This window comes from Kaistella haifensis DSM 19056 (assembly GCF_000735695.2).
GTDB lineage: Bacteria > Bacteroidota > Bacteroidia > Flavobacteriales > Weeksellaceae > Kaistella > Kaistella haifensis.
Window position 1 is genome coordinate 52,943 of record NZ_JASZ02000010.1, and the last position, 25,425, is coordinate 78,367.

Sequence of the window (25,425 nt, forward strand, 5' to 3'; positions counted from 1 at the left end):
GCGAACTTTGAAACATGAATTTATCGCAAATCTCCCAACCTTTTCTCAAACAATTTCCCGGCGATTTCTCCGGAAACCCAATGCAACGACAAACCCCGGGCTTTCTTTTCGCAACCGTGGATTTAGCGGGTTTTAAAAATCCTGAACTTCTTATTTTTAATGAGAAACTTTCACAGGAAATTGGCCTCGGACGCATTGAAGATGAAAAAGACTTGCAATTTCTCAACGCTTCTTTGGTTCCTGATTCTTTGAAAACCTACGCTACCGCATACGCCGGGCATCAATTCGGAAATTGGGCAGGGCAATTAGGAGACGGTAGAGCAATTATAGCCGGACAAATCATCAACGCTGCCGGAAAAAAACACGAAATACAGTGGAAAGGAGCCGGTGCAACACCATATTCCCGACATGCAGATGGCAGAGCGGTACTTCGCTCCTCCATCAGAGAATATCTTATGAGTGAGGCGATGCATCATTTAGGAATCCCTACCACAAGGGCATTGTCGCTTTCTTTAACTGGCGAAAATGTGTTAAGAGACCTGATGTATGACGGAAATCCTGATTATGAAAAAGGAGCTGTGATGGTGAGAATTGCTGAAAGTTTCCTCCGTTTTGGACATTTCGAACTGATTTCTGCACAAAATGATGTTGAAAATTTAAGAAAACTAGCAGATTTTAGCATTAAAAATTATTTCCCTGAAATCAATCCGGAAAGTCCAGAAAAGTACGCTGCGTTCTTTGAAAATATCGCTCTTCGAACTGCTGAATTGATGGTGGAATGGTACCGCGTTGGTTTTGTTCATGGTGTGATGAATACCGATAATATGTCGGTTTTAGGACTCACCATCGATTACGGACCTTTTTCTTTTTTGGATGAATATGACCTCAGTTTCACCCCAAATACCACCGATCTTCCAGGCCGAAGATACGCTTTCGGAAGTCAGGCAAAAATGGCTCAATGGAATCTTTGGCAGCTTGCAAACGCCCTATTTCCATTGATTAATGATGAAAAAAAGCTCGAAAAAATGCTCAATGATTTCAGTGAAAATTTCTGGAAAAAACACGATGAAATGATGGCAAGAAAATTCGGTTTTCATGAAGTTCTCGACGGCGATGATCGATTTTTTTCAGATTTTCAACAAGTGTTGCAAGATACAAAAGCAGATTACACGCTCTTTTTCAATCGATTGGAAAAACTTCAAAAAGACACTGATATTCAAGAACATTTTAAAGATATTTTTTACAGTCGGCTTTCCGAAAATCATTTGTTTTCCTTTGAAAATTTTATTAAAAATTATCAAATTCGACTATCAAAAAATACTATTTCCCGAGCAGAATCTTTGGCAATCATGAAAAGGCATAATCCGAAGTTTGTCCTTAGAAATTATTTGCTTTTTGAATGTATTAAAGAAATAAACGAAGGCAAAAGAGCGTTGCTCAATCAACTTATTTCCGCACTAGAAAACCCGTACGAAGAACGTTATCCGGAATTTTCCAGAAAGCGACCGCCAATATATGACGGACAAACCGGAAGTTCTACACTGTCCTGCAGTTCGTAATTTTTCATACTTTTGCCGAAAATTTTCACCTTGGTTTATCAACAAAAATTCAAAGATTTTCTGAAAACAATTTTCCCTTCCACAAAATTCGAGGTATTGTTGTTCATGATCTTCATCTCGGTTTATGGAATTTTAGGGAGTTTTATTGCCTTAAATTACCGAATTATTTTTGATGACAGAATTCCCTGGGATGCTTATTTCAGTTTCGATAATCGTGCGATTGTGATGACCGGTGGTGGCTTCGAAAGACATCCGCTTGCTAATTATTTCTTCGATTGGATTCGGGAGTTTGCTTTTCTTTTTTCTGATGGTAAAAAAGACGAGACTTTCCGGCTTGTTTTGGCGTGGTGCAGCAACTTTGCGATAAGTTTGAGTTTAATTCAAATCTATAAATATTTGAAAAACATTATCGTTTTGCCCAAGAAAATTTCGTTGCTGATCATCGCTTTTTTTGCTTTCTTTTCGACAAATATTTTGCTTTCATTCACCCCGGAAACCTATACCTACACTTTATTTTTCTTGGTTTTATTTAATTATTATGCAGCTTTGAAAATGCGGAAAGGTGAAAAAATTCCGGCTCCTGCATTGATTTTTGCCGGAGTTACTGTTGGTGGTTTAACAGTAACGAATATCGTGAAAGTGTATATTCCTTTACTTTTCGAGAAAAATATTTTCACTCAATGGAAAAAATTCGGGAATGGAGTTTTAAGAATTTTGGCTTCAGTTGCAGTTTTTCTACTGCTGTTTCTTAATCGATTAGACTTTAATTTCTTTCGCTTTTTAGAGAAAACAGAGGAGCAATACGAAAAGTTTTCGAATCCGAAAGCAACTCCGGTTTGGGATATGATTGCTTCGTGGTTTTTCGGTGGAAATATGCTGTTCGCAGGGTTTGAAGTTCGGGATTATCACAATAAAAAAGGATTTGAATATAAGGCACTTTTCATGGATGTTTATGAATCTTGGATTCCCTACCTATTTGTTGCAGCAGTGCTTATTTTGGTGATTTGGAGTTCCGTTAAAAACTTCAAAAACAAATTGGTGTTGGTGTTGATGATTTCATTTTTGGTGGATATTGTGATTCATTGTATCCTGAAATTCGGACTTCACACCTCCTATATCTACGGGGGACATTTTGTTTTTGTGTATCCTTTGCTAATCGGTTGGCTTTTTTATGCTTATAAAAATGCTCCGAAAACACTTAGTTTTCTTTATTCAATTCTTTGGATTTTATTTATATATTTGGTTTTAAACAATGTTTTCAGAATGGAAGAATTCTTTGTTTTCCTAGATAAATTCTATCAATAAAAGAAGGCAACTCGCGATGAGTTGCCTTTTTAATGTATTTAATTCCGAAGTAAATTTTATTTAATTTCCACACATCCTACTCTACCGCCTGCATTTCCGGTTGGTTGGGTCTTAAAATCATCTTTTTCGGCATGAATAATCAATGATTTTCCAACAATATTTTTAGATTCATCATTACACCCGATACACCATTTATCAGTTTCGAAAAGTAAACGAGCGGTTCCATCTTTATCAGCGATCAAATTTCCGATATCGCCCATGTGGAAATGTTCAGCACCCCACTTTCCATGATCATGATTGGAAGGATTCCAGTGTCCGCCTGCAGAACTTCCGTCAGTTGCCGAACAATCTCCTTTTTCATGAATATGAACCGCATGAAAACCTGGAGTAAGTTTGTAAACATTTAAATCCAAAGAAACTTTTTTACCCGATTGAGTAAATTTTGCTGTTCCTTGAGTGTCGGTTCCGCTTTTTGGATAAACGACTAAATCTTTGGTAACGGTACACGAAACTGCGAGCGTTGCACCAGCGATGAGCATTGAAAGTACTTTGATTTTCATAATGATTTATTTTGTTGTTATTTGAATTTGAAAGATACTGAAAAATAAAAAAACAGTTCAGTGAACAAATTCTTCCATTCAGTTACAAATTTTTTCAGCAAAAGCCATTCCGCAATACTTTTGTTACATAAAATTAAACCATGAGAACTCAAAAAAAATTAAAATTCCTTCTTTTATTCGCTTTGTTATCGGGATCTCTTCTTCAAGCCCAAATCACAATTTCCGGAAAAGTTAATTTCAAAAACAAAGGCGTGAAAGACATTTCAGTCACCTTGAAAGATACTTATGACGGCGCAACTACCGATGAAAATGGAAATTACACGTTTCAAACTTCGGAAAAAGGTGAGCGAAATTTGGTCTTTAGTCATTCAAAATTTGTAGAAGTGGAGAAAAAAATCGTCATCAATAATGAGTCAATTACCGAAAATATTGATTTAAAAGAACAAATTTCGGAAATCGATGCGGTCGTTATTTCTGCAGGATCCATCGAAGCCAGCGACAGAAAAAGAGCAACAGCGCTCCTCACTCCCATTGATATTTATACCACGGCAGGCGCAAATGGGCAAGTTACCGCAGCTTTGGAAACCCTTCCCGGTGTCCAGAAAATAGGTGAAACTGAAGGTTTGTTTGTAAGAGGCGGAACCGGTACCGAAACCAAATTTTTCATGGATGGAAATCTTGTGAACAATTTTTTCGGGAATTCTATCCCAGGAATCAAAGCGATGGATCGGCTGAATACCTCTTTATTTAAAGGAAATGTCTTTTCCAGCGGTGGATATTCTGCAATGTACGGACAAGCTTTATCGTCAATTTTAGCATTAGAAAGTATCGATTTTCCGGAAAGAAACTCAGTAGACATCGGTATTTCCCCAATTTTCCTAAGTGGTGGTTTTCAGAATGTTGATGACAACAAAACTAAATCTTTCGGTATTTTTGCAGCATACAGCAATTTAGGTTTGATGACAAAATTGTTGAAGTTCAACAATGATTTTACAAAAGCTCCGGAAAGTTTCGGTACAAACTTTAATTTTAGAATTAAAAATAAAAGCGGAGGGATGCTGAAATATTACGGAAGTTTCGATACCAATACGATGGCAATCGAAGCAGAAAGTCTCGAACCACAAACCGATTCCGACAACACTTCCTTGAAAGGAAAAAATACTTTTCACAACCTCTCTTTCAAACAAAAAATCGGAAAATACCTTTTGAATTTGGGAAGCTCTTTTACTTTTAATAATAATTTCATCAAGTTAAGCAATACGTTCGAAAATGAAGAATTTAATCTCAATTCCATCGACGTTACGGGAAAATATTTTAATGCAAAAGCAAGTGTAGAACGGAAAATAAATAAAATTTCAGCCGTCAGAGGAGGAATTGAACACAACCAAAGCCACGAAAATACCGAAGTCGCACTTTCGTCGGTTCCTTTTGAATTTAAGGATGAAATCACTTCATTATTTGCGGAAACAGATCTAGGTTTTAGCAATGATTTTTCTGCAAAAGTGGGTTTAAGGTCTGAATATTCTTCCGCTATCAATCAATGGAATCTCGCACCACGACTCGCTTTTGCTTATCGAATTTCAAAAAATTGGACGAGTTCACTCGCTTACGGAACTTTTTACCAAAATCCGGAAAACAAATTCTTTGGAACCCACGATCTCAATTTTCAAAGGGCAGAACATTATATTTTGCAAATTCAAAAATCGGAAGAAGGCAGAAGTTTGAGGATGGAAGCTTATTATAAAAATTACAAAGATTTAATTAAAACCCGCTACCAAAATTACCGACAAATTGCGATCAACAACAATGGAGACGGATTTGTAAAAGGGTTTGAACTGTTCTGGAGAGACAAAAAAACCATTAAAAATATTGACTATTGGGTTTCCTATTCTTTCCTCGATTCCAAAAGAAATTTTCAGGATTATGACCAAAGTTTATTCCCTAATTTCGCTGCAAAACACACTTTGTCTTTCGTTGCAAAGAAGTTTGTAACCAATTGGAAAACAGGATTTAACCTATCTTACAACTATGCTTCTGGAAGACCATTTTATAATTTCCTGACCGATAACGACGGAAACTTCTATTTAAACCAACAAGGAAAAGCGAAAGATTATAACGCACTGAATTTCAGCATCAATTACCTTCCGGGTTTAGGAAAAAAAGACGCCAAATATTTTACCGTTTTGGTGTTGGCGGTTAATAATATTCTTGGGCAAAAAAACATTTATGGATACCAATTTTCCAATGATGGCCTTCGAAACAAACCGATTTTGCCTTCTGCAAACACTTTTGTTTTCATCGGTGCATTCATCAGTTTCGGGATCGATCGAACGGAAGATGCAATCAATAATAATTTATAATAACCGTTGAGCAAGCCTTTTTAACCTTTCAGATAGAAAAAATTTAACCCAAGGCAAGGATAAAATATCTTTGAATCATCAAAATAAAAACAAATCAAAATAATTGAATACTATGAAAAATTTAATTCTCGGAATCTTGCTAATGATCGGTGTAAAGGCATTTTCCCAAACCGCTTATGAAAAAGCGATGACCGAAAAAATAGCAATCGTTGAACAACACAAAACTCCGGACGAGTTTACGGCACTGGCAAACGATTTCAAAAGAATCGGCGACAAAGAAAAAACCCAATGGCTTCCTTATTATTATGCAGCTTTTGCCACCATTCAAAAAGGAAGAACGCTCATGCGCGAAGGCAAAACAGAAGAACTGGATCTTACCGCAGCCGAAGCTCAGAAATATCTCAATTTAGCAATGGAATTAAATAAAGACAACGCGGAAAATCTAATTTTACAGAAGATGATTCATTCTCTGAAAATGATGGTTAATCCTCAACAAAGGTTTATGAGTGAAGGAATGTTGGCTGCAGAAGCCCTTTCAAAAGCTGAAAAAATTGATGCTCAAAATCCTAGAATAACCTTAATGAGAGCAGAAGATACTTATTATACTCCAGAACAATTCGGAGGAAGCAAATCGAAAGGACTTGAGTTATTTCAAAAAGCCTTGGATCAGTATACAGTATATCAGCCAAAAACGAAATTAGATCCTAATTGGGGGAAAAGTGAAGCAGAATATTTTTTAGCAAACAAACCTTAAAATATACGTTTTCAATATCATATAACGCTTTCTAAAACGGAAGCGTTTTTTGTTGTCGTCTATTTTACTTTTTCTCAATGATTGCTATTTACAGGATTTATTTTTCGCGTGTTTTAGTTTAGTTTATTGTCGTAACTTTGCGCCCGTAAAACTTTCCCTTAACGAAAGCGTAACAATAATATGAAAATAGTAGTAGGTTTATCCGGCGGTGTAGATTCGAGTGTAGCAGCATATTTGTTGCAAAAACAAGGGCATGAAGTGGTAGCACTTTTCATGCGAAACTGGAACGATGCTTCCGTTACTTTGGAAGATGAATGTCCATGGATTGAGGACAGCAATGATGCGCTCATGGTTGCCCAAAAGTTGGGAATCCCGTATCAGGTGATCGATATGAGCGAACTTTACAAAGAAAAGATCGTGGATTATATGTTTGCTGAATACGAAAAAGGAAGAACCCCAAACCCCGATGTTCTCTGCAATCGCGAGGTGAAATTTGATGTTTTCATGAAAACCGCATTGTCTTTGGGAGCCGATAAAGTGGCGACCGGACATTACGCTCGTGTAGAATCCACATTCGATGAGAACGGAAAAGAAATTTTCCATCTTCTAGCCGGAAAAGATAATAATAAAGACCAATCCTATTTCTTGTGTCAGCTCAATCAGGATCAGCTTTCCAAAGCATTATTTCCCATCGGAGAACTCACCAAACCGGAAGTTCGAGAAATCGCTAAAGAAATCGGATTGGTAACTGCCGACAAAAAAGATTCACAAGGTTTATGTTTTATCGGGAAAGTAAGTTTACCGACTTTTCTTCAGCAACAGCTAAAACCAAAAGAAGGCGAAATTGTCGAAATTTTCAATGATTTTGATGGTTTTTATACAGAAAAACCTGAATTTTCATCAAAATTAGAAGAATTAGAGTTTCTTTCTAGAAAAATAAAATACCAAAAAACCGACGGAAAAGTAATCGGAAAACACCAAGGTGCGCACTATTTCACCATCGGGCAAAGCAAAGGTTTAGGAATTGGCGGACACAAAGAATCGTGTTTCATCATTTCCCGAGATATGGAAACCAACACCATTTATGTAGGTGAAGGAAAAAACTTCCCAGGTCTTTTCCGTTCTGCATTGAAAATAGAACCTTCTGAAATTCACTGGGTTCGAGAAGATTTGCGTTTAAAAAATGGCGAATCCATGAACGTTCAAGCAAGAATCCGTTACCGACAAACTTTGGAAAATGCAACATTGTATCAATTTGAAGAAGGCTTGTTCATCGAATTTGAAAATCCACAATCCGCGATTGCCGAGGGGCAATTTGCAGCTTGGTATCTCGACGAGGAATTGATCGGAAGTGGCGTGATTTCATAAACTATTTGCTCAACCAATCTTTAAAATCTTTTACTCTATCGCGGCTCACGGTGATTTCCTCTGTGGGCTGAAACTCCATTTCCACTTTGTAACAGGGAGAAGTGTGGATGTTTTTGATGTAATTTGAATTGATGATAAACTGGCGATTTACCCGGAAAAAACATTTGCTATCGAGAACTTCCTGCAATTCTTCTAGGGTGAAATCGGTAGGAAAAACCCGTTCTTTGGTTTGTAGATAGACAATTTTGTTTTCGCTGTAAAAACAAGAAACCTCATCGGTTTGTACGATTTTGAGATTGTACCCTATTTTAACCAAAATTCTTGACAATTTCTGTTTCTCTTCTTTAATTAATGATTTGATTTGGTGAACATTACGAACACTTTCAGCAGGTAGGAAACTCTTGAATTTATCAATCGCTTTTTGCAAGTCTTCTTCCATAATTGGTTTCAAAAGATAATCGATGGAATTGAGTTTAAACGCCTTCAAAGTATATTGATCAAACGCTGTGGTGTAAATAATGAAACTCTTGGTCGGGATTTTTTCAAAGATGTCAAAAGACAAACCATCGCCCAAAACAATGTCGGAAAAGATCAAATCCGGGTGCGGATTTTCCGAAAACCAGTTTGTTCCTTCTTCCACAGAATTGATCGTCGCAACCAACTCTAAATCAGTAAATAAACTCAACAATCGTTCTAATTTTCTTGCTGCGGGTTTTTCGTCTTCGATAATTACTACATTCATATTTTCAAATTTCTGTTTCTTTCCATCAATTCACGAATTTTCTTTTCTTCCCAGTTCTTTCCAAAGATAAAATTAGGTAGAAATACAGACAATCCGTGAGCTAATAAACCAACTCCCCAAAGAATTATGGTAAGGAATTGACTTATTTTTATCCGCGGTTCTCCAACAACATGTTCCCCGTAAATAAATTTCATTATTATCAATAATATATTTACCAAAACAAAAAACAAAGCATGAATATAGAATCCTTTGATTTCTTTCATTCTTTTTCTAGCTCGTTCGTACTTAATATTTTTATTGTTTATAGGTTCCATTTTTTATATTATTATCTATACTTATCCATTAATTCTTTGGTTTTTCTTTCTTCCCAACCTTTACCAAGAAAAAGGTTCGGTAAAAAGATGCTTGAAGCATGTCCCAAAAGTCCGATTCCCCAGAACAATGCCGTCCAGTAATTATCCAAACTCAAAATAGATTCGCCTTGCTGAATATTTCTTGCGATGAGAAACAAATTTACCAACACATAAACTGTCGCGTGAATATAGAAACCCTTGAGTTTTTTCACTCTTTTTTGAGCTTCTAAATATCTGATATTGTTTTCATCAAAGTTTTCCATGGTTATTTTTTTAAGTTTTCTTTTTCTAATATTTTACGAATTTGCTTTTCTTCCCAGCTTCTCCCGATTCCAAAAACCTGCAAAGCATGCGATGCCAAACCGATTCCCCAACCCAACATCGGCCACCAAAACCAATAGTAATTCGGTGAGGTATAAAGGTTTACAAAAATTAAAAACGGAATCACAAGACAATAGGAAATCAGGTTTCCGTAGAAGCCTTTCAGTTCTTTTACGCGTTTTGAAGCTCTGTCGTATGCGATGGATTCGTGAGAAGGTTGAGTAGTCATGGCAGTAATTTTTTGGGTTAATATTGGGATTTTCACGCGGAAGAAATCCTTTGATTTTTCGATGAAAACATTTTGTTTGGTTAATAAAGAATAGCGCTGAACAATGTTGGAAAGGCCAATTCCCGCGCTTTCTTTGACCTGTTCTCTCGCCATTAAATTATTTTCTATCAGCAAATATCCATTTTCAGAATAGATTCTGATGTTAAGCGGTTTTTGTGCCGTTGCGAAATTATGTTTAATGCAGTTTTCCAATAGCAATTGTAAGGAAAGTGGTACTACAAAAGACTTTTTCTCTTTTTCATCCACTTGAAATTCGAAATTCACGCTGTCTTCGAAACGTGTTTTCAAAAGGTTGCAATAGGTTTGTGCAAAATCTAGCTCTTCTTCTACCGTTACCAATTCTTTGTCTTTCTGCTCCAAAACATAGCGGTAAATCTTGGACATCGATGCGGTGAACCGTTGCGCCTGATCTGGATTTTCATCAATAAGGGAACTTAGTACATTCAATGAATTGAAGAGGAAATGCGGGTCGAGTTGGTTCTTTAGACTTTCGAACTGCGCGTTGGCAGAACTAGCAATAATTTTTTGTTCTACAACTTCTTTTCGAGATTCATTTTTCCACGCCAACATGAAACTTCTTGCATGCAGAATTGCAGAAATAAGTAATGCTAAATTGATGAAAAACCAATTAATAAAGCCATAATCACCAGAGAAAAACTTGCTTGGCTTTACTTTTTGTATGATTACAAAATTAACATAATTACAGAACAGAACAGAAATTACAGTCACAATTACGGTAAGCGTAACGCCATAAATAATCCTTTTTCTGGTCTCCGAAATCCAATCCCATTTTTTATCCAAATACGCATTCAAATATCCTTGTCCTAGTGCGTTAACAACGGTGTACATTGTTGAAATCATGAAAGCAAGCCCAATCATTCGCCATGAGAAAACGGCTGGCTCAATAACACCAAATATTATAGTACAAATAATGATAATCCAAATACACGAGATATAAAGTCTTCTATACATTTCATTAAATTGTTGTACAAATGTAACGGTGATTAAAGGTAAATAAAAGTTTTTATCACTGAATGGCTGTTTTTCTGTTCTGAAACGTAAACTGCTCTATTTCATTAGCAATGCATCCATATTTTTAATAACCTCCTGCTTGATTTTCAGCATCGCTTCCAAATGATCGCCCTCATATTTAAGGAATGTTTTTGGCATCGAAGCGTTGTCGAAAACCATTTGTCCTTCTTCCAAAGGAATCGTTTGATCTCCTTCGCTGTGAATAAATAATTTCGGTATCACAATCTCTTTAATATCCTCTTTCGCAGAATAAAGAAACGGAATTGTTTTCAAAAAGCTTGCATAATCCGGCGCAAAATGACTCGCAACATCGCTGAATGAAGAAATACAGCCGTCCAAAACAAGAGCATCTATCGTCTTCTGATTGCTTTTGGTTAAGTGTGTAGCGATTTGGCTTCCCATTGAAGCACCATAAATAATGACCGGTTTTCCTTTGGTTTGTTCGAGTGACAAGGCATATTCTAAAAATTTCTGGCCGTCACTTTCAATGTTTTTATGAGTCGGACTTCCTGAAGATTTTCCGTATCCGCGAAAATCAATCATTAAAACCTGATAACCTGCCTCTACTAATGGCTTTGTCATAAATGTATAAGTAGAAACATTTCCTGCTGCACCGTGAAAAAACAAAATAGTGGCCTTAGGAAAACCATTGGGTTTAATGAAGACTCCGGAAATAGTATCGTTTTCTACCGGGATTTTAAATTCAGTAAAATTTAAATTTTCAATGGGTTTCATTGTTTTGCTTGGCTGATAAAATTTGTTATCCAATTGCGAGAAACACATTGTTGAAAAAATCAAAAAGAGAAATAATAGTTTAGTTTTCATAAATTGCTGTTATTTTTAAATTATACTTCAAAGATAAATTCTATGAAATTCAGGTCAAATAAATTCTCACCGAGCTGTAAATTTCCAAGACTGAACGGCAAAAAAAAACCACCGGAAAAAATCCGATGGTCTTACTTTGTATTATTTATTACACTATTTCATTTCTCCAATAACTGTAACTGCTTCCTGAATATACAGGTCGCGCTGGAGGTTTTTCTTCCAGTTCTCGGACTTTTTAGCGAAAGCTTCATCCTTTTTTGCTCTGATGACCTCATCAGGATTTAAAGTGAATTTAAGCCCATTATTAAATTTATCTAAAGCTTTGAATTTTTCAATTTGAGCTTTTCGGGTTTTCATCACTTCATTGAATTTGCTTAGTTTTAAAGAAATGCTTTCTTCTTTATCCAAATTTTCTTTCCACTGAGCAGATTCCTGCACCAATTGATAGGTTTTGTTGTTGAGCAATCGGGTTTCGACTCTTTTTTGCAATGCAGCAACTGAGAAATAATTTACGGGTTGATAGGCCACTGCAGGAATTTTGTCCCAAGGCAAAGCATACTCGTCGTAACGTTCACCAATTTCGGCATAAGTGAAGAAATCTTTCATTTTAATATCGGATTCAATCCCTTTTCTTTGGGTAGATTCTCCGGTGATTCTGTAAAATTTCTGAATCGTCAGTTTCAAAGAACCGAAATCGTCATTGGTATTTAAAAATCTGTTAAGATCAACAAACGTTTGTACGGTACCTTTCCCGAAAGATTGTGGCGAACCGATAATTACTGCTCTTCCGTAATCCTGCATTGCACCTGCCAAAATTTCGGATGCAGACGCGGAAAGTTCGTTTTGCATGATCACCAATGGGCCTGTCCAAAGTGGCGCGTTGGTTTTATTTTTTAAGGTTTGAATTTTCCCGTTTCCATCTTTCACCTGAACGTAAGGACCTGCGTTCATGAACAGTCCCATAATGTCTCCCACTTCGGTTAAACTTCCACCACCATTGTTTCTAAGATCCAGGATTATTCCCTCAACGTTTTGAGCTTTCAGTTTTATCAATTCATTTTTAATGTCATCAGAAGCATTTCTACCTTTTGAATCTTCAAAATCGGCATTAAAGCTTGGTAAATTGATGAATCCGTATTTTTTTCCATCCGCAGAATTTACGATGATGCTTCGGGCAAAAGTATCTTCGATGGCTACTTCTTCACGAATCAAGGTAACTTCCTTGATGGTTTTGTCTTTTTTCTCAACCGTTAAAGTAACTTTCGTGCCTTTTTCACCCCGAATCAAACGAACTGCTTCATCGGAAAGCATTCCAACAACATTTACAGGATCTTCATTGGGTTTGGAGCGAACTTTCAAAATTTTATCTCCTTCAGATAGCTGTTTTGATTTCCATGCAGGCGCTCCAATTGTAAGTGCTCCCAAGTATAGATATCCTTTTTTCTCCTGGATAATTGCGCCAATTCCGATTACTTTTCCGGTAAACTGAGTGTCGAAATCTTCTTTGTTTTTCGGGGAATAATAGTTGGTATGTGGATCGAAAACTTCGGTATAGGCGTTCATATACACGGTAAACCAATCCATTTTGTTTCTCTTTTTGAATCTTCTAAAAGTATCTGTCACCAGATCTTTCACCTCAGCGGTTGCTTTGATTCTTTTTTGTTCGGGTGTGAGGATTTCTAGTTTAATGGTATCTTTCAACTGAAATTTCTGTACAGAATCTTTTTTCTCTTTCTGCATTTCTTCCTTTGCAGTAAGCGATTCCATTTCTTGAAGAATATTGTATTTGATGTATTTTTTCCACTCTTCGGAAAGTTCCTTCGAGTTGGCAGGATATTTCTTTAGTTTAGGATCCAATATCAAGGTTTCATCCTCTTCTAGATTGATGGGTTTGCTGAGAATATCTTGGGTGATTTTATCGATCTCATCTACTCTTTGGTAAAGACGATCAACGGTCAATTTATAGAAGGTAAGATGACCTTGGTTCAGGTAATCGTCTAATTTAGTTCGGTGTTTACTGAATTCATTCATATCCGATTGCAGGAAATATCTTTTGGAAGCATCTACAGATTCGAAAAAATGTTTATAAACTTCCTCCGAATAAGCATCATTAATAGGTTTTGGCGAATAATGCAGATAGCTGAGTGTATTTTTAACACTCACCATAATCGTCGACATTTTTTCGTCATCATTTTTAGGAGAATTAAAGCAGAACACCAAGCTGGTAAGCGGGATGAAAAGCAATAAAGTATTGAGTTTTAATTTTTTGAACATAGAATTGATATAAATAACTTAATTTGTTTAGGATTTCTGGGTTTTGTTACGGGATTTTACAAAGTATCAAAATTAATACCTTATTATTATTTGTACACTATTTTTTTAAGTAAATTTGTTGAAACCCTATAATTATATGCAAAGACCGTTGATATTGGTGACCAATGATGATGGAATCACCGCGCCGGGAATCCGAAACCTGGTAGAATTTATGAATGAAATTGGCGAAGTAGTGGTAGTAGCGCCGAACTCCCCACAAAGCGGAAAAGGCCACGCAATTACCATCAATTCTACCCTAACCTTCGAAGAAATCAATCTGGAAGGCCCGCAAAAAGATTATTCGCTGAGCGGAACTCCTGTTGATTGTGTGAAATTTGCCCTCGATAAAATCCTCACCAGAAAACCCGATCTCGTGGTATCGGGAATTAACCATGGAGCCAATTCTTCCATCAATGTTATTTATTCCGGAACGATGAGTGCTGCTGTGGAAGCCGGTGTAGAAGGTCTACAAGCCATTGGTTTCTCACTTTTAGATTTCTCTTGGGACGCCAATTTCAAGGAAGCGAAAACCCATATTCAGGATATTGTAAAGAAAGTTCTGGAAAACCCAATGCCTAAAGGTGTTGTACTTAATGTGAATATTCCGAAACTTAATTCCTCTGAGATTAAAGGAATCCGAGTTTGCAAACAAGCCTACGCAAAATGGGAAGAAAGCTTCGATGAAAGAATCAACCCACACGGCAAAAAATACTACTGGCTTACCGGTTATTTCAACAATATGGACACCAGCGAAAATGCAGATGAAGTAGCATTATCAGAAGGATATATCTCTATTGTTCCGGTAAAATTTGATTTAACCGCTTATGATTACCTCGATCAATTAAAAGGAATTATGGAATAAGCGACCTCCGCTTTTCATAACACGCAAAAATCCATTAAAAATCGCTGCAAAAGACAGCCACACCTCCTGTTTCGACCCAAAGAAACTGGAGGTTTTGTTTTGTAAAACATCCAATTATCGGTGCATCCTCCATCACAAAACCCCTATTGCTTGGAATCAGTTTCGTATCAACTTCGAAGTATCTTCAATAAAAATCCATTATAACAGCATTATTTCTCCAATGTTTTATTGGACTTATAATGGACTTATATTGGAGTTATATAAAATGAACTTAGAAAGAAAGTGCAAGGTGTAAACGGTCGGACTTTTTCTTTAATAATCAGTATTTTTCCTTTCTGCACCTTTAATCTCTTCAAAAACACAATTATTTCCCTTAACTTCGTTTTGTAAAAATCAGCACAATGCGTATAGAAAACGAAATAAAACTGGGTTTTAAGGATGTGATGATCCGCCCGAAAAGGTCAACTCTGAAAAGTAGATCACAGGTATGCTTGGCAAGAAATTTCACCTTCGTAAACTCCAAGAAAAAATGGACCGGCGTACCCATTATCGCTGCGAATATGGATACCGTGGGAACTTTTGAAATGGCAGAAGCACTTGCCAAAGATCAAATCATGACCGCTGTTCACAAGCATTACAGTCCGGAAGAATGGGCAGAATTTCTCAATAATCAGCCCGATTCTATTTATGAATACATCGCTTTGAGCACCGGAACCGGAAAAGCAGACGAGGAGAAAATAAAAAAAATTATTGATCAACATCCGAAAATTCAATTCCTCTGTATTGACGTCGCCAACGGATATTCCGAACATTTCGTAGAGTTTGTGAAAAACGCCAGAAAGAATTTTCCATCCCAAACCATTATTGCCGGAAATGTAGTAACAGGCGAAATGGTCGAAGAATTGATTTTGGCTGGCGCTGATATCATCAAAGTAGGAATTGGTCCCGGATCGGTGTGTACGACTCGTGTAAAAACAGGTGTTGGTTATCCTCAGCTTTCCGCAATTATAGAATGTGCTGATGCGGCGCACGGTTTAGGCGGTCAAATCATAGGCGACGGTGGTTGCAAAATTCCGGGCGATGTAGCTAAAGCTTTTGGTGGCGGTGCCGATTTTGTGATGCTCGGCGGAATGTTTGCCGGACACGATGAAAGCGGCGGCGAAATCATCGAAGAAAATGGAAAAAAATTCAGACTTTTCTACGGAATGAGCTCTCAAACTGCGATGGATAAACATTCCGGGGGAGTTGCCGAATACCGCGCTTCCGAAGGAAAAACCGTGAAAGTTCCTTACAAAGGTCCAGTTGCGGATACTGTAAAAGATATTTTAGGTGGCGTTCGTTCAACGTGTACTTATGTTGGTGCATCAAAGTTGAAAGAACTTTCTAAGCGAACAACTTTTATCCGAGTTCAAGAACAAGAGAATCAGGTTTTTAACGGATAATATTTGAAGCAAATCTTTCACATAAGCAATGATGATTATCTTGCTGATTAATTTTAGTAAAATAATAGCTTTTTACCCTATAAAACTGCTTTTCAAGTAGTTAAAAAATTAACATCACTTTTTAATTAAGAAAAAACCCTCTAATTAAAAACCTAAATATCAATAAGTTAAACCTGAAAAACCCTATGTCTCCGACATCGATGTCGGAGACATAAAAATAAGCAATATGAAAAGAGATTTAACAAACTCGCCTATTGAACGGAAAAATGTTCTAAATAACAATATAGCTATACCTGAAATATATAAGGCTGTTAGCTTTCCTGGAGTTCTTCTTGAAAAAAAATATCGTTATACAAAACAACAGCTTGCAGAATTTTTTGAGGTAGACGTTAGAACAATTGAAAGGGTGTTAGAAAATAATGAAGACGAAATAATTTCAAATGGATATGAAGTACTAACCGGTAGCAGATTAAGAGAATTTAAAGATGAATTTATTAAAATAATTAATCCTTACTACAAAGAAGAGTTAAGTAAAGCTCCTTCCCTGGGTATTTTTACATTTAAAGCATTATTGAATTTCGGAATGTTATTAACTGATTCTGAAAGAGCTAGACAAATTCGTTCTCTTATTTTGGATATCGTTATAGATGTATTAAACAATAAAGCACAAGGTCATACAAAGTACATAAATCAAAGAGAAGAACAGTACATCTTTGCAGCGATGGACGAATTTGACTATAGAAAGAAATTTACAAACGCTATCGACCATTATATTGAAAAAAATAATTTTAAATATTCACAACTAACCGACAAGGTTTATAAAAGTATTTTTAAAGAAAATGCAAGTGAGTATAAAAAAATTCTCAGATTGAATACTAAACAAAGTGTCCGCTCAACTTTTTATACCGAAATTTTAAGAATTATATCCGATTATGAAAATGCTTTTGCCGTTGAATTAGAAGATTGTTATAATAAAAAAGGAAGAAAATTAAACCTAACAGAGGCACATTCGCTTTTTAATGATTTTTCTGCAAGAGCAGAAAGAATGATGTTCGCTTCTATTCAAGATGCTAGAAGTAAAATGGCTAGTAGAGATTTAGTATTTAGAGATGCCTTACATGAAAAATTAGGCGACTACATAAAAGAGGTATCAGAAGATGATTTTGAAAAGTTCCTAGGAGAACAAAGTATGACTATAGAACAACGTTTAGAAGAAAATCAAGATGTTTTTAAAAGACTAAAAGATAGATAATGATATTACTTTATTTTCCTAAAGAATTCGCTATTAAAATACACGATAAAATATTAGAAATCTCAGGAGGACACGGGGGTATAAAAGATTTAGGTAATATCGAAAGTCCTTTACATCATATTCAAAATGATTTATACTATCCATATATTGAAGATAAACTTACGCATTTAGTATTTTGCTTTAATAAATTTCATGCATTCAATGATGGTAATAAGCGAACATCAATTGCATTAGGTGCTTTTTTCTTACAAACAAATGGTTTAGGGAACATTGTGACTAAGTTTATTCGTGAAATGGAAAATATCGCTGTTGCTGTTGCTGATAATATCATTAGTAAAGAACTTCTACATAACATAATAACATCATTAATCTATGACGATGATTATGATGAAATTTTAAAATTGAAAATTTTTGATGCTTTAAATGAAGCGAACAAAAATATTAACGGAGACCTAGCCGATAACAATGCTCTCTGGGATTTATACTAATAAGAGAAAACCAGCCAAATTAGGCTGGTTTTTTATTAAAGATTATCTAGTTCTCTTTTTAATGCGATTGAAGCTTTTTTGACTTCTTGTGTCCAATCAGTAGCAGCATTTCCGTCTGCTCCATCAGAAATATATTTCAAACACAGAAAATCGATTTGTTCCTGCTCGGCGACTTTCGCAAGTGCAAAGGCTTCCATATCAATAACGTTGTATTCGGGGTTATTATGTTCCATTTCGAATTGGTCGCCGGAACCACAGATCCCGTTCGGGAGATGGCTTGTTTTAATTCCATATTCCAAAAGAATTGGTTCATCAGAAAATGGCGTCTCAAATTTCTTAAAACCCAATGCTCTTACATCCATATCCCGCTGGATAAAACGGTTGCAGTTAACAATAGTTCCTCTGTCAAAAACTGTACTTCCTGCTGTTCCCAAATTGATTATGAGATCTGGCTTAGATTTTTGAATGGCTTTTACAAGATGATAAGTCGCTTTAATTTTTCCTACACCAACAAACAATTTATTAAAACTCTCAAATTCTTTTCCGGCTTCTGATTCCAGAGCAAAAACCAAAAGGATGTTGCTGTAAAGCTTTCCGTTAATTGTCATTTTAGGGCACAGGTTTTTTCAGAAAGAACAAAGTCAATGTCCGTGCGCCCTGTGCACCGTGTACCAAAACGGCGCTGATGTCCGCTGTTGCAGATGGCCCCATCACAAAACAGCCATAATGTGCGTGTGGAAAATCTACTCTTTTGTAGGCGGTATGCATATTTTCGGTCAAATCTTCAGGATCCAGCAAAACAGCGAGGTGTTGAGATAAATAACCTAATGAATTGGTAACCAGAGATTTTTCGGTGACCCAGACCATTCCCATCTCCGCCACACCAAACTCTGCACGGAAAATACCCAAATCCACATCATTAAGATCCGCGGGCTTTTGCACGTGTATATCTTTATTCCCTCTCCATTCAGGCGTTGCAGAGCAAGTGACCTTAGCATCAGGAAGCTTTTTTCGCATAATTTCCTGCGCTTCTTCTACAGATGCGACATCATAAAAATCGACGGCAGCAATTTTGGCGTTAATTTCAAAAACAGCTTTAAGATCTGTCCCTGGCTTTTTATAATCCGGGATGGCGGGATAATCCACTTTTTCGCGGTTAGCAAGATTGCTTCTTACCGAACTCAGTAATTCTTCTTTAGTCATTGTTTTTTCGGTTTTTTTTGTACCAGTCTCTGAAGGTTTCTTTTTTCACGTCAGGCAATTCACGGTCTTCTACCCAAGGATCCAACGTGCTGTTTTCCAATAGAGATTTTGGGAGAATATTCAGCATATTGTAAGTGGTCTTTTCCATCATTTTAAAAGCAGTTGCACTGCCCAGCAATCTGTCGGCAGCAGCAAATGCCAGCCTTCTGCCAAAAGGTGTTTTCTTTTTCTCCATCATCACTTTTCGCCACTCGATAATCTGGTCCGAAATATTAATATGAACGGGGCAGATCTCTGTACAGGAGCCGCAAAGCGATGAATGGAAAGGTAATTCTGAATAGGTGTCTTCATCAAAAGTAGGATCCAGAATAATCCCAATCGGGCCGGAATAAGTAGCACCATAAGACAATCCGCCACTCCTTCTGTACACCGGGCAGGTATTCATACAGGCACCACAACGGATACATTTGAGAGAATGCCAGAATTTGTCCATAGACAATCGTTTGCTCCTACCATTATCTGTGAGTACAATGTGCATCTCAGATCCTTCTCTTGGGCCTGAAAAATGAGAAGTATACTGCGTTGCCGGCGTCCCTAAAGCACTGCGGGAAAGTAGTCTGATAAAAACACCCAGATCTTCTACCTTCGGCAGGATCTTTTCTATACCAATACTTGCAATATGAAGCGGTGGAATGCTTGCAGTAAGATCGGCATTACCTTCATTAGTACAGACTACAAAAGTACCGGTTTCGGCAACGGCAAAATTGGCGCCTGTCATCCCGGCATCTGCCACCAAAAATTTGGGCCGGGCATTGTTCCTCATTGCTTCTGCGAGAGAATGCGGATCATCATCGTTGGGATCCGTACCAATTTTATCTGCAAATAGTTTGGCAATATCTTCTGTCGTTTTTTGGATGGCAGGCATTACAATATGACTTGGGCGCTCGTCCGATAGTTGCTGGATTCGTTCACCCAGATCAGTCTCCAGGACATCAATTCCTCTTTCTTCAAGAAAAGGTGTCATCCCGCATTCTTCCTGCAGCATCGATTTGCTTTTGATGATGCGCTTTGCGCCGTGAGAATTCAAAATATCAAAAACAATAGCATTATGTTCATCGGCATCTTTTGCAAAATGAACAGTGATACCATTTTCCTCGGCTTTTGTTGCAAACTGTTCAATGTAGTGATCCAAATGCGTCAGCGTATGTTCTTTGATTTGCGAAGCCAGATTTCTAAGCTCTTCCCATTCCGGAATCTCAGAGGATACTTTACTACGTTTAATGATAGTATTATAAAGATTTTTATCGTGTTGAGCCTCGTGAACATCATCCTGCTTGATGAACTTGCGGGCGTTATCTTCTACGTTTACTTTTCCCATTGTTTGTGATTTTTAGAATGGTCCGTTATTCAAAACCTGAGCAATATGTACAAATTTGAGGTCTGATTTTTCTCTTTTGGCAATGCCTTCCTGATGCATCAGGCAAGACATATCCGGCGAAACTACATACTCGACCTGATGTCTTGTATAATCAGCAACTTTGTCCTGCCCCATCTTGGCACTCACCGCTTCATCGGTTACACAAAACGTCCCACCAAAGCCACAGCATTCTTGTGGCCTGTCAATCGTTTCTACTTTAACTCCTGACACCTTCTTTAACAGATCTTCGGTTTTATTAAAGTAAGGTTCCTGCCACTCAAAACGGGATGCAATGTGTAAGCCGCGGATAGAACTGCAGGAATTATGGATAGCCACCGTATGCTGGAAATCTGCCCAGGGGAATTCTTCTATCTTGAGAACATCGTGTAAAAACTCTACTAATTCTATAGTTTTGTGACGGATTTCTGTAACAGTTTCGGTTTGAGGAATTGCATCCATATGGAGCTTGACGTGCTTGACACAACTCCCTGCCGGCCCAACGATATAATCAAAATTCAAATCCTTAAAATTTTCACAAAACTGAGTTTCTGTCCTTATAGAATGTTTCTGATCGCCCTCATTGGCCATAGGCTGTCCACAACAAGTCTGCTGCAAAGGTACTGTGACCTCTACGCCCAATCGCTCCAAAAGCTCAAGTGTGGCAATACCGACTTTGGGGTAAATCAGATCTATATAACAGGGGATAAAGAGTGCTACTTTCATTACAAAATTTTATAGAAACTCTAAATTAGCACTATTTCTTCTTTTCCTGATTAGGCTTAGGATGAAAAAAGCCTATACGAGAGGTTATTTATATTGAGTAAAAATAATTTACCTGGCATTAAGACAATAAAAAAGACTTTTGAAATCAAAAGTCTTTTTTATTGAATATTAAATTCTATTATGTCAGCATTCCGCCGTCAACATTCAGAACCTGGCCGGTGATGTAGGAAGACATATTACTTGCTAAGAAAACGCAGGCATTAGCCACGTCTTCCGGCTGTCCACCCCGTTTCAATGGGATACCATCTCTCCATCCCTGTACGGTTTTCTCATCAAGGGCGGCCGTCATTTCGGTTTCTATAAAACCTGGTGCCACGGCATTGCAACGGATATTTCTGGATCCTAATTCTAATGCAATCGACTTAGAAAAACCAATAACACCAGCTTTAGAAGCCGCATAATTGGCCTGCCCGGCATTCCCTTTAACGCCTACTACAGAAGTCATATTGATAATTGAGCCCGATTTGGCCTTCATCATTGGCTTGATAACCGCTTTGGTCAGGTTAAAAACAGAATCCAAATTAACTTTGATAATCGTATCCCAATCGTCTTTGGACATTCTTAACATCAGATTATCTCTGGTAATCCCGGCATTGTTTACCAGAATATCAATCGTCCCAAACTCTGCCAATACATCTTCTACCAGCTTTTGGGCAGCATCATAATCCGACGCATCGGACTGATAGCCTTTGATTTCTGTAGTATTACTTAATTCTGATTCTAATTCTTTAGCTTTTTCAACAGAACCAGCGTAGGTGAATGCTATTTTTGCGCCTTCTTTGGCAAAAACTTCTGCAATACCTTTCCCGATACCTCTTGTTGCGCCTGTAATGATGGCAACTTTACCTTGTAATAATCCCATTTGAAATGTTAGATAAATTAATCTTTAAAAGACAAATATATGAAATCGCCATGATTTGGAAACCAATCACCCCTGAAGAGGCGATTGTGCATGACTTCAGAAAAAATATAAATATGCCTATGAAAAAGTTTTATTTATTAAGTTCATTAAGATATTCATTTTTAAGTGATTCAATTTTGTCTTTCAACTCTTTGCTGATTTTGTTTGGATAGTTTTTCAGTTTTTTGAGATTGAATGCAAGAATTATTGCAGAGATACCTGAAAAAATAAATGCCACAGCTGTTATAACAACCAGAGAAATTCCGGCTAAAACAGGATTAAGAATAAGAATAACAGACCCGATAAGGCCAAGAAAACTGATCAGCGCCAGATTCCCCCACTGCAAAACGCCATAGCTTTTGAGATCAAAGGCAAAACCAATCCCCTGTACAGAACGGAACATCAATGAAAATCCAACAAAATAGGGCAAAGCAACAAATGCCACCTGCGGCTGAAAAAATAATATAATCCCTACAAAAAGATCCAGCAAAGCACCTACCAGATACCAGCCCCAATTGTCCAGATTATCCTTGTTTTGTATTGCAAACACAAGTTCCATAATCCCGAAAACCAAAAATGACGCACTGAAAAACATCACCAGAGACAGGTAAGTGGCTAGTGGAATGCTAAACATGTACAATCCCATAATCACCAGTAAAATACCTACAATTAAAGGTAAATACCAATGCTTAACTGTGTTTTTGATAGTTTTAAAAAATGTTGTTCCCATAATAATATGTTTTTGAAATTAGATTAACTCGTAGTGCATTATAAAAGGTTATTCATAATACGTATGAATAACCTAGATGCAATTTACGATTTTATTTTAAATGAATTAAGAAAATTAACCTTAAATGAAAATCTTTATTTTAAACCTATTAAACCAAAATTGAGTGATTTAGAACTTATTGCCATAAATATTTCTGCAGAATATTTATCATTAGATTCAGAATATCAGTTATTTAGATATCTTTCAAATTCAAAACTAAAAGGAATGATAGAAAGAAGTGTTTATAATCGCAGGAAAAGAAAACTCTTCTTGCATATGGAAAATATCAGAAAGATTATGGTTGATAGATTTCATGATATTGAAAGCATTTTTATTGTAGATTCAATGCTTTTAGAAATTTGCAAAAACGCAAGAGCAAACCGCTCTAAAATCTGTAAAGAAGATGAATTTTCATTTCCAAGCAAAGGATATTGTGCTTCTCAATCGAGTTATTATTATGGTTACAAATTACACGCTATATGTTCTGTTTCAGGAATATTTCAAAGTTTTGATATTTCTACTGCAAGCATTCATGATATCCATTTTTTGCAAGACATAAAGCATCAAATAAACAATTGCCCCCGCTGTCGCACGATTGCATCGTGTGACCCTTTCTAGAAGTCAAACATCCTAAACAGCATATATCATCCAAAAGTCCTTTCTCATCTGCATAATCTCTTGCGCTGCTATAAATATAATCTTGTGCTTTGTACACCAATCCCGCTTCAACTGGATTCTGATGCACATAATCAATTTTCTGCTTAATGACACGGTTGCTCCATAATTCAATGGGTTTATTATCATGTCGCCAAAACTGATAATGAGTAACATTAGAACTTTTCGCACCTTCTTTTTTAAAAAATTCTAATAAAAATTGTTTTCTGCTCTCCCGTGGATTTTCTTCTATCGCTTTTACGATAGATTTACTGGTATACCTTTTCAAATCGCCAATCAGCAATTCTGGCTTTTGTCCTTTTATACTCCTGAAAACCAACTGAACATGGCTGGACATGATACACCAGGCATGGATTTCAAACCCTTTTTCTTTTTGACAAAATCTTAGACTATCCAAAAATAAATCTTTATACTCATTTCTAGTAAACACATCCAGCCAGCCTACCACTGCGAAACTTATAAAGTAAAGACCTTCCGGATTGTGGAATTTATAGTTCCGGCTCATCATCGTATGTTTTTATAAAGATAAAAATTTTAACCGGTTTTGAAAGGAAAAGCCACACGATATAATCGTGCGGTAGCGGGGAATTTCAATCCGAAAACTTCACGTTCAAGACGTTTATCTTCAATTGGTTTTGGTAAAATTAATTTGGCTATAAATCCGAAATTCTTCAGAACAGAAAATGTAAAATGATGAACTTCTTCTGGGTCGAATTTGAAAAGAATCGGACGGATCAGGCTTTTGTACATTGGAGAAAAGTTTCACAAAAATAGCGATGTTTACTTGACAAATTAAACAATTGACTATCTCTTTTAATGCACATTAACACCAAAGAGGTGTCCAATCAATGCGGACACAAGCATGGCGACCGTTCCCCAGAAACAGATTCTCAGCATTCCTTTGGTGACGTTGGACCCTCCGGTTTTCGCGACTATAGCGCCCAGAAACATCAGAAAAATAATGGAAAAGCCATATTGTAAGTACACCATATCTTTTACCGGTGCAAAAATGGCAACCAAAAGCGGCAAAGCAGCTCCGGAAATAAAGGAGAAGAAAGAAGCGACAGCAGCCTGCAAAGGTTTTGCCACTGTTATCTCGCTGATTCCCAACTCATCTTTTGCATGGGCATCCAATGCATCGTGGTCAGAAAGCTCTTTAGCCACCAACAAAGCAGTTTCTTTAGAAACGCCGCGTCTTTCATAGATTTTAGCCAGTTCCAGCAGCTCTTGTTCCGGCATTTCCGCCAATTCCTTTTTCTCCCTTGCTATATCGGCATTTTCTGTATCAGCCTGTGAGCTGACAGAAACATACTCTCCTGCAGCCATAGACATTGCACCGGCAATGGTCCCGGCAAGTGCTGCTAAAAAAATCGCGTGTCGTGTAGGATCTGCTGCTGCCACGCCTATCACAATACTTGTGGTTGACAACAGACCGTCATTAGCGCCCAAAACGGCGGCTCTAAGCCAGCCAACTCTGTTAACATAGTGTTTCTCCAAAGGATGTTTCATGGTTTCTAACTATTTTACAATGATAAAAATTTCTAATCAAAAATGCTTCGGATAAAGCTTTATCATGATTACTCGTAGTGCATTATAAAAGGTTATTCATAATACGAAAAAAAAATCGTATATTGTATTGACTACCAATCGAATACACTATGAATAACCTAGATGCAATTTACGATTTTATTTTAAATGAATTAAGAAAATTAACCTTAAATGAAAATTTTTATTTTAAACCTATTAAACCAAAATTGAGTGATTTAGAACTTATTGCCATAAATATTTCTGCAGAATATTTATCATTAGATTCAGAATATCAGTTATTTAGATATCTTTCAAATTCAAAACT

General features: G+C 36.9%; 24 protein-coding genes and 3 pseudogenes. 11 read left to right on the forward strand and 16 right to left on the reverse strand.

Annotated elements, in window-relative coordinates; translation table 11 throughout:
• The first annotated feature begins 14 nt into the window (after window positions 1-14).
• A complete protein-coding gene (locus tag AP75_RS06225) occupies window positions 15-1,559 on the forward strand; it encodes a protein adenylyltransferase SelO (RefSeq protein ID WP_088263887.1) in 1,545 nt (514 codons plus the stop codon).
• Between the two features lie 30 nt (window positions 1,560-1,589).
• The gene (locus AP75_RS06230; RefSeq protein WP_051872709.1) at window positions 1,590-2,864 is read left to right on the forward strand and encodes a DUF6080 domain-containing protein; all 1,275 of its coding nucleotides are present in this window, start codon (window positions 1,590-1,592) and stop codon (window positions 2,862-2,864) included.
• Window positions 2,865-2,920: 56 nt separating this feature from the next.
• Here AP75_RS06230 and AP75_RS06235 read toward each other — a convergent pair whose 3' ends face one another.
• A complete protein-coding gene (locus tag AP75_RS06235) occupies window positions 2,921-3,424 on the reverse strand; it encodes a superoxide dismutase family protein (RefSeq protein ID WP_031504237.1) in 504 nt (167 codons plus the stop codon).
• Window positions 3,425-3,564: 140 nt separating this feature from the next.
• Between AP75_RS06235 and AP75_RS06240 the strand changes: the two genes are divergently transcribed.
• The 3 genes from AP75_RS06240 (at window position 3,565) to mnmA (ending at window position 7,906) form a co-directional block, all read left to right on the forward strand.
• Complete coding sequence (locus tag AP75_RS06240; RefSeq protein ID WP_031503830.1) at window positions 3,565-5,784, forward strand: TonB-dependent receptor; 2,220 nt, start codon at window positions 3,565-3,567, stop codon at window positions 5,782-5,784.
• Window positions 5,785-5,896: 112 nt separating this feature from the next.
• On the forward strand, window positions 5,897-6,538 hold the full coding sequence (locus AP75_RS06245) for a hypothetical protein (protein ID WP_031503829.1): 642 nt from the start codon (window positions 5,897-5,899) through the stop codon (window positions 6,536-6,538).
• A 180-nt stretch (window positions 6,539-6,718) separates the two neighbouring features.
• A complete protein-coding gene (mnmA, locus tag AP75_RS06250; RefSeq protein ID WP_031503828.1) occupies window positions 6,719-7,906 on the forward strand; it encodes a tRNA 2-thiouridine(34) synthase MnmA in 1,188 nt (395 codons plus the stop codon).
• Between the two features lies 1 nt (window position 7,907).
• On the opposite strand, the gene AP75_RS06255 is transcribed toward mnmA, so the two are convergent.
• The 6 genes from AP75_RS06255 to AP75_RS06280 all read right to left on the reverse strand — a co-directional run bounded on the left by AP75_RS06255 (window position 7,908) and on the right by AP75_RS06280 (window position 13,742).
• The gene (locus AP75_RS06255) at window positions 7,908-8,648 is read right to left on the reverse strand and encodes a LytR/AlgR family response regulator transcription factor (RefSeq protein WP_031503826.1); all 741 of its coding nucleotides are present in this window, start codon (window positions 8,646-8,648) and stop codon (window positions 7,908-7,910) included.
• Window positions 8,645-8,962: a 2TM domain-containing protein gene (locus AP75_RS06260; protein ID WP_055041944.1), complete on the reverse strand. Its 318-nt coding sequence runs from the start codon at window positions 8,960-8,962 to the stop codon at window positions 8,645-8,647. The genes AP75_RS06255 and AP75_RS06260 overlap by 4 nt, the downstream gene beginning before the upstream one ends.
• Window positions 8,963-8,973: 11 nt before the next feature.
• The gene (locus tag AP75_RS06265; RefSeq protein WP_031503825.1) at window positions 8,974-9,264 is read right to left on the reverse strand and encodes a 2TM domain-containing protein; all 291 of its coding nucleotides are present in this window, start codon (window positions 9,262-9,264) and stop codon (window positions 8,974-8,976) included.
• A 2-nt stretch (window positions 9,265-9,266) separates the two neighbouring features.
• Window positions 9,267-10,490 carry a 2TM domain-containing protein gene (locus AP75_RS06270; protein WP_242589771.1) on the reverse strand — a complete coding sequence of 408 codons (1,224 nt, stop codon included), beginning with the start codon at window positions 10,488-10,490 and terminating at the stop codon, window positions 9,267-9,269.
• Between the two features lie 189 nt (window positions 10,491-10,679).
• On the reverse strand, window positions 10,680-11,411 hold the full coding sequence (locus tag AP75_RS06275) for an alpha/beta hydrolase (RefSeq protein WP_242589772.1): 732 nt from the start codon (window positions 11,409-11,411) through the stop codon (window positions 10,680-10,682).
• Between the two features lie 210 nt (window positions 11,412-11,621).
• The gene (locus tag AP75_RS06280; RefSeq protein ID WP_088263891.1) at window positions 11,622-13,742 is read right to left on the reverse strand and encodes a carboxy terminal-processing peptidase; all 2,121 of its coding nucleotides are present in this window, start codon (window positions 13,740-13,742) and stop codon (window positions 11,622-11,624) included.
• 136 nt (window positions 13,743-13,878) lie between these two features.
• Between AP75_RS06280 and surE the strand changes: the two genes are divergently transcribed.
• The 4 genes from surE (at window position 13,879) to AP75_RS06300 (ending at window position 17,825) form a co-directional block, all read left to right on the forward strand.
• Entirely contained in the window at window positions 13,879-14,643 is a 765-nt protein-coding gene (gene surE / locus AP75_RS06285) for a 5'/3'-nucleotidase SurE (RefSeq protein ID WP_031503821.1), read from the forward strand.
• Between the two features lie 401 nt (window positions 14,644-15,044).
• The gene (locus AP75_RS06290) at window positions 15,045-16,085 is read left to right on the forward strand and encodes a GMP reductase (RefSeq protein ID WP_031503819.1); all 1,041 of its coding nucleotides are present in this window, start codon (window positions 15,045-15,047) and stop codon (window positions 16,083-16,085) included.
• Between the two features lie 226 nt (window positions 16,086-16,311).
• Window positions 16,312-17,337, forward strand: a complete 1,026-nt coding sequence (locus AP75_RS06295; protein ID WP_088263893.1) for a DNA-binding protein — start codon at window positions 16,312-16,314, stop codon at window positions 17,335-17,337.
• Window positions 17,337-17,825, forward strand: coding sequence for a type II toxin-antitoxin system death-on-curing family toxin (locus AP75_RS06300; protein ID WP_051872686.1), 489 nt, complete (start codon window positions 17,337-17,339; stop codon window positions 17,823-17,825). Before AP75_RS06295 ends, AP75_RS06300 begins: the two co-directional genes overlap by 1 nt.
• A gap of 35 nt (window positions 17,826-17,860) precedes the next feature.
• Here the strand turns inward: AP75_RS06300 and AP75_RS06305 are convergent, their stop codons facing one another.
• From AP75_RS06305 to AP75_RS06330, 6 genes are all read right to left on the reverse strand, one after another.
• Complete coding sequence (locus AP75_RS06305; RefSeq protein WP_031503833.1) at window positions 17,861-18,433, reverse strand: 5'-methylthioadenosine/S-adenosylhomocysteine nucleosidase family protein; 573 nt, start codon at window positions 18,431-18,433, stop codon at window positions 17,861-17,863.
• A gap of 1 nt (window position 18,434) precedes the next feature.
• Window positions 18,435-19,028 (reverse strand): LutC/YkgG family protein, encoded by a 594-nt coding sequence (locus AP75_RS06310; RefSeq protein ID WP_088263895.1) that lies wholly within the window; start codon window positions 19,026-19,028, stop codon window positions 18,435-18,437.
• Window positions 19,021-20,406 (reverse strand): lactate utilization protein B, encoded by a 1,386-nt coding sequence (locus AP75_RS06315; protein ID WP_031503815.1) that lies wholly within the window; start codon window positions 20,404-20,406, stop codon window positions 19,021-19,023. The genes AP75_RS06310 and AP75_RS06315 overlap by 8 nt, the downstream gene beginning before the upstream one ends.
• A 12-nt stretch (window positions 20,407-20,418) precedes the next feature.
• Window positions 20,419-21,168: a (Fe-S)-binding protein gene (locus AP75_RS06320; RefSeq protein WP_031503813.1), complete on the reverse strand. Its 750-nt coding sequence runs from the start codon at window positions 21,166-21,168 to the stop codon at window positions 20,419-20,421.
• Window positions 21,169-21,346: 178 nt separating this feature from the next.
• Complete coding sequence (gene fabG / locus AP75_RS06325) at window positions 21,347-22,090, reverse strand: 3-oxoacyl-[acyl-carrier-protein] reductase (RefSeq protein ID WP_031503811.1); 744 nt, start codon at window positions 22,088-22,090, stop codon at window positions 21,347-21,349.
• Window positions 22,091-22,220: 130 nt separating this feature from the next.
• Window positions 22,221-22,859: an HdeD family acid-resistance protein gene (locus AP75_RS06330; protein WP_031503809.1), complete on the reverse strand. Its 639-nt coding sequence runs from the start codon at window positions 22,857-22,859 to the stop codon at window positions 22,221-22,223.
• Between the two features lie 63 nt (window positions 22,860-22,922).
• On the opposite strand from AP75_RS06330, the pseudogene AP75_RS06335 reads away from it, so the two are divergent.
• Window positions 22,923-23,477 (forward strand): annotated as a pseudogene (locus AP75_RS06335) (IS982 family transposase); the annotation flags it as partial.
• Here the strand turns inward: AP75_RS06335 and AP75_RS06340 are convergent.
• The 3 genes and pseudogenes from AP75_RS06340 to AP75_RS06350 form a co-directional block, all read right to left on the reverse strand.
• The gene (locus AP75_RS06340) at window positions 23,416-24,081 is read right to left on the reverse strand and encodes an REP-associated tyrosine transposase (RefSeq protein WP_317043834.1); all 666 of its coding nucleotides are present in this window, start codon (window positions 24,079-24,081) and stop codon (window positions 23,416-23,418) included. The pseudogene AP75_RS06335 and the gene AP75_RS06340 sit on opposite strands and share 62 nt — an antisense overlap.
• Window positions 24,082-24,158: 77 nt before the next feature.
• Window positions 24,159-24,323 (reverse strand): annotated as a pseudogene (locus AP75_RS06345) (quinone-dependent dihydroorotate dehydrogenase); the annotation flags it as partial.
• 63 nt (window positions 24,324-24,386) lie between these two features.
• The gene (locus AP75_RS06350) at window positions 24,387-25,082 is read right to left on the reverse strand and encodes a VIT1/CCC1 transporter family protein (RefSeq protein ID WP_031504527.1); all 696 of its coding nucleotides are present in this window, start codon (window positions 25,080-25,082) and stop codon (window positions 24,387-24,389) included.
• Between the two features lie 149 nt (window positions 25,083-25,231).
• On the opposite strand from AP75_RS06350, the pseudogene AP75_RS14535 reads away from it, so the two are divergent.
• A pseudogene (locus AP75_RS14535) lies at window positions 25,232-25,425 on the forward strand (IS982 family transposase); the annotation flags it as partial.

Excerpts from the sequence above, each read along its gene's own strand:
- AP75_RS06225 (WP_088263887.1), top strand. The coding sequence starts at position 15 with ATGAATTTATCGCAAATCTCCCAACCTTTTCTCAAACAATTTCCCGGC.
- AP75_RS06235 (WP_031504237.1), bottom strand. The coding sequence starts at position 3,424 with ATGAAAATCAAAGTACTTTCAATGCTCATCGCTGGTGCAACGCTCGCA.
- AP75_RS06240 (WP_031503830.1), top strand. The coding sequence starts at position 3,565 with ATGAGAACTCAAAAAAAATTAAAATTCCTTCTTTTATTCGCTTTGTTA.
- AP75_RS06245 (WP_031503829.1), top strand. The coding sequence starts at position 5,897 with ATGAAAAATTTAATTCTCGGAATCTTGCTAATGATCGGTGTAAAGGCA.
- mnmA (WP_031503828.1), top strand. The coding sequence starts at position 6,719 with ATGAAAATAGTAGTAGGTTTATCCGGCGGTGTAGATTCGAGTGTAGCA.
- AP75_RS06255 (WP_031503826.1), bottom strand. The coding sequence starts at position 8,648 with ATGAATGTAGTAATTATCGAAGACGAAAAACCCGCAGCAAGAAAATTA.
- AP75_RS06260 (WP_055041944.1), bottom strand. The coding sequence starts at position 8,962 with ATGGAACCTATAAACAATAAAAATATTAAGTACGAACGAGCTAGAAAA.
- AP75_RS06265 (WP_031503825.1), bottom strand. The coding sequence starts at position 9,264 with ATGGAAAACTTTGATGAAAACAATATCAGATATTTAGAAGCTCAAAAA.
- AP75_RS06270 (WP_242589771.1), bottom strand. The coding sequence starts at position 10,490 with ATGATTGGGCTTGCTTTCATGATTTCAACAATGTACACCGTTGTTAAC.
- AP75_RS06280 (WP_088263891.1), bottom strand. The coding sequence starts at position 13,742 with ATGTTCAAAAAATTAAAACTCAATACTTTATTGCTTTTCATCCCGCTT.
- surE (WP_031503821.1), top strand. The coding sequence starts at position 13,879 with ATGCAAAGACCGTTGATATTGGTGACCAATGATGATGGAATCACCGCG.
- AP75_RS06290 (WP_031503819.1), top strand. The coding sequence starts at position 15,045 with ATGCGTATAGAAAACGAAATAAAACTGGGTTTTAAGGATGTGATGATC.
- AP75_RS06295 (WP_088263893.1), top strand. The coding sequence starts at position 16,312 with ATGAAAAGAGATTTAACAAACTCGCCTATTGAACGGAAAAATGTTCTA.
- AP75_RS06300 (WP_051872686.1), top strand. The coding sequence starts at position 17,337 with ATGATATTACTTTATTTTCCTAAAGAATTCGCTATTAAAATACACGAT.
- AP75_RS06305 (WP_031503833.1), bottom strand. The coding sequence starts at position 18,433 with ATGACAATTAACGGAAAGCTTTACAGCAACATCCTTTTGGTTTTTGCT.
- AP75_RS06310 (WP_088263895.1), bottom strand. The coding sequence starts at position 19,028 with ATGACTAAAGAAGAATTACTGAGTTCGGTAAGAAGCAATCTTGCTAAC.
- AP75_RS06315 (WP_031503815.1), bottom strand. The coding sequence starts at position 20,406 with ATGGGAAAAGTAAACGTAGAAGATAACGCCCGCAAGTTCATCAAGCAG.
- AP75_RS06320 (WP_031503813.1), bottom strand. The coding sequence starts at position 21,168 with ATGAAAGTAGCACTCTTTATCCCCTGTTATATAGATCTGATTTACCCC.
- fabG (WP_031503811.1), bottom strand. The coding sequence starts at position 22,090 with ATGGGATTATTACAAGGTAAAGTTGCCATCATTACAGGCGCAACAAGA.
- AP75_RS06330 (WP_031503809.1), bottom strand. The coding sequence starts at position 22,859 with ATGGGAACAACATTTTTTAAAACTATCAAAAACACAGTTAAGCATTGG.
- AP75_RS06340 (WP_317043834.1), bottom strand. The coding sequence starts at position 24,081 with ATGATGAGCCGGAACTATAAATTCCACAATCCGGAAGGTCTTTACTTT.
- AP75_RS06350 (WP_031504527.1), bottom strand. The coding sequence starts at position 25,082 with ATGAAACATCCTTTGGAGAAACACTATGTTAACAGAGTTGGCTGGCTT.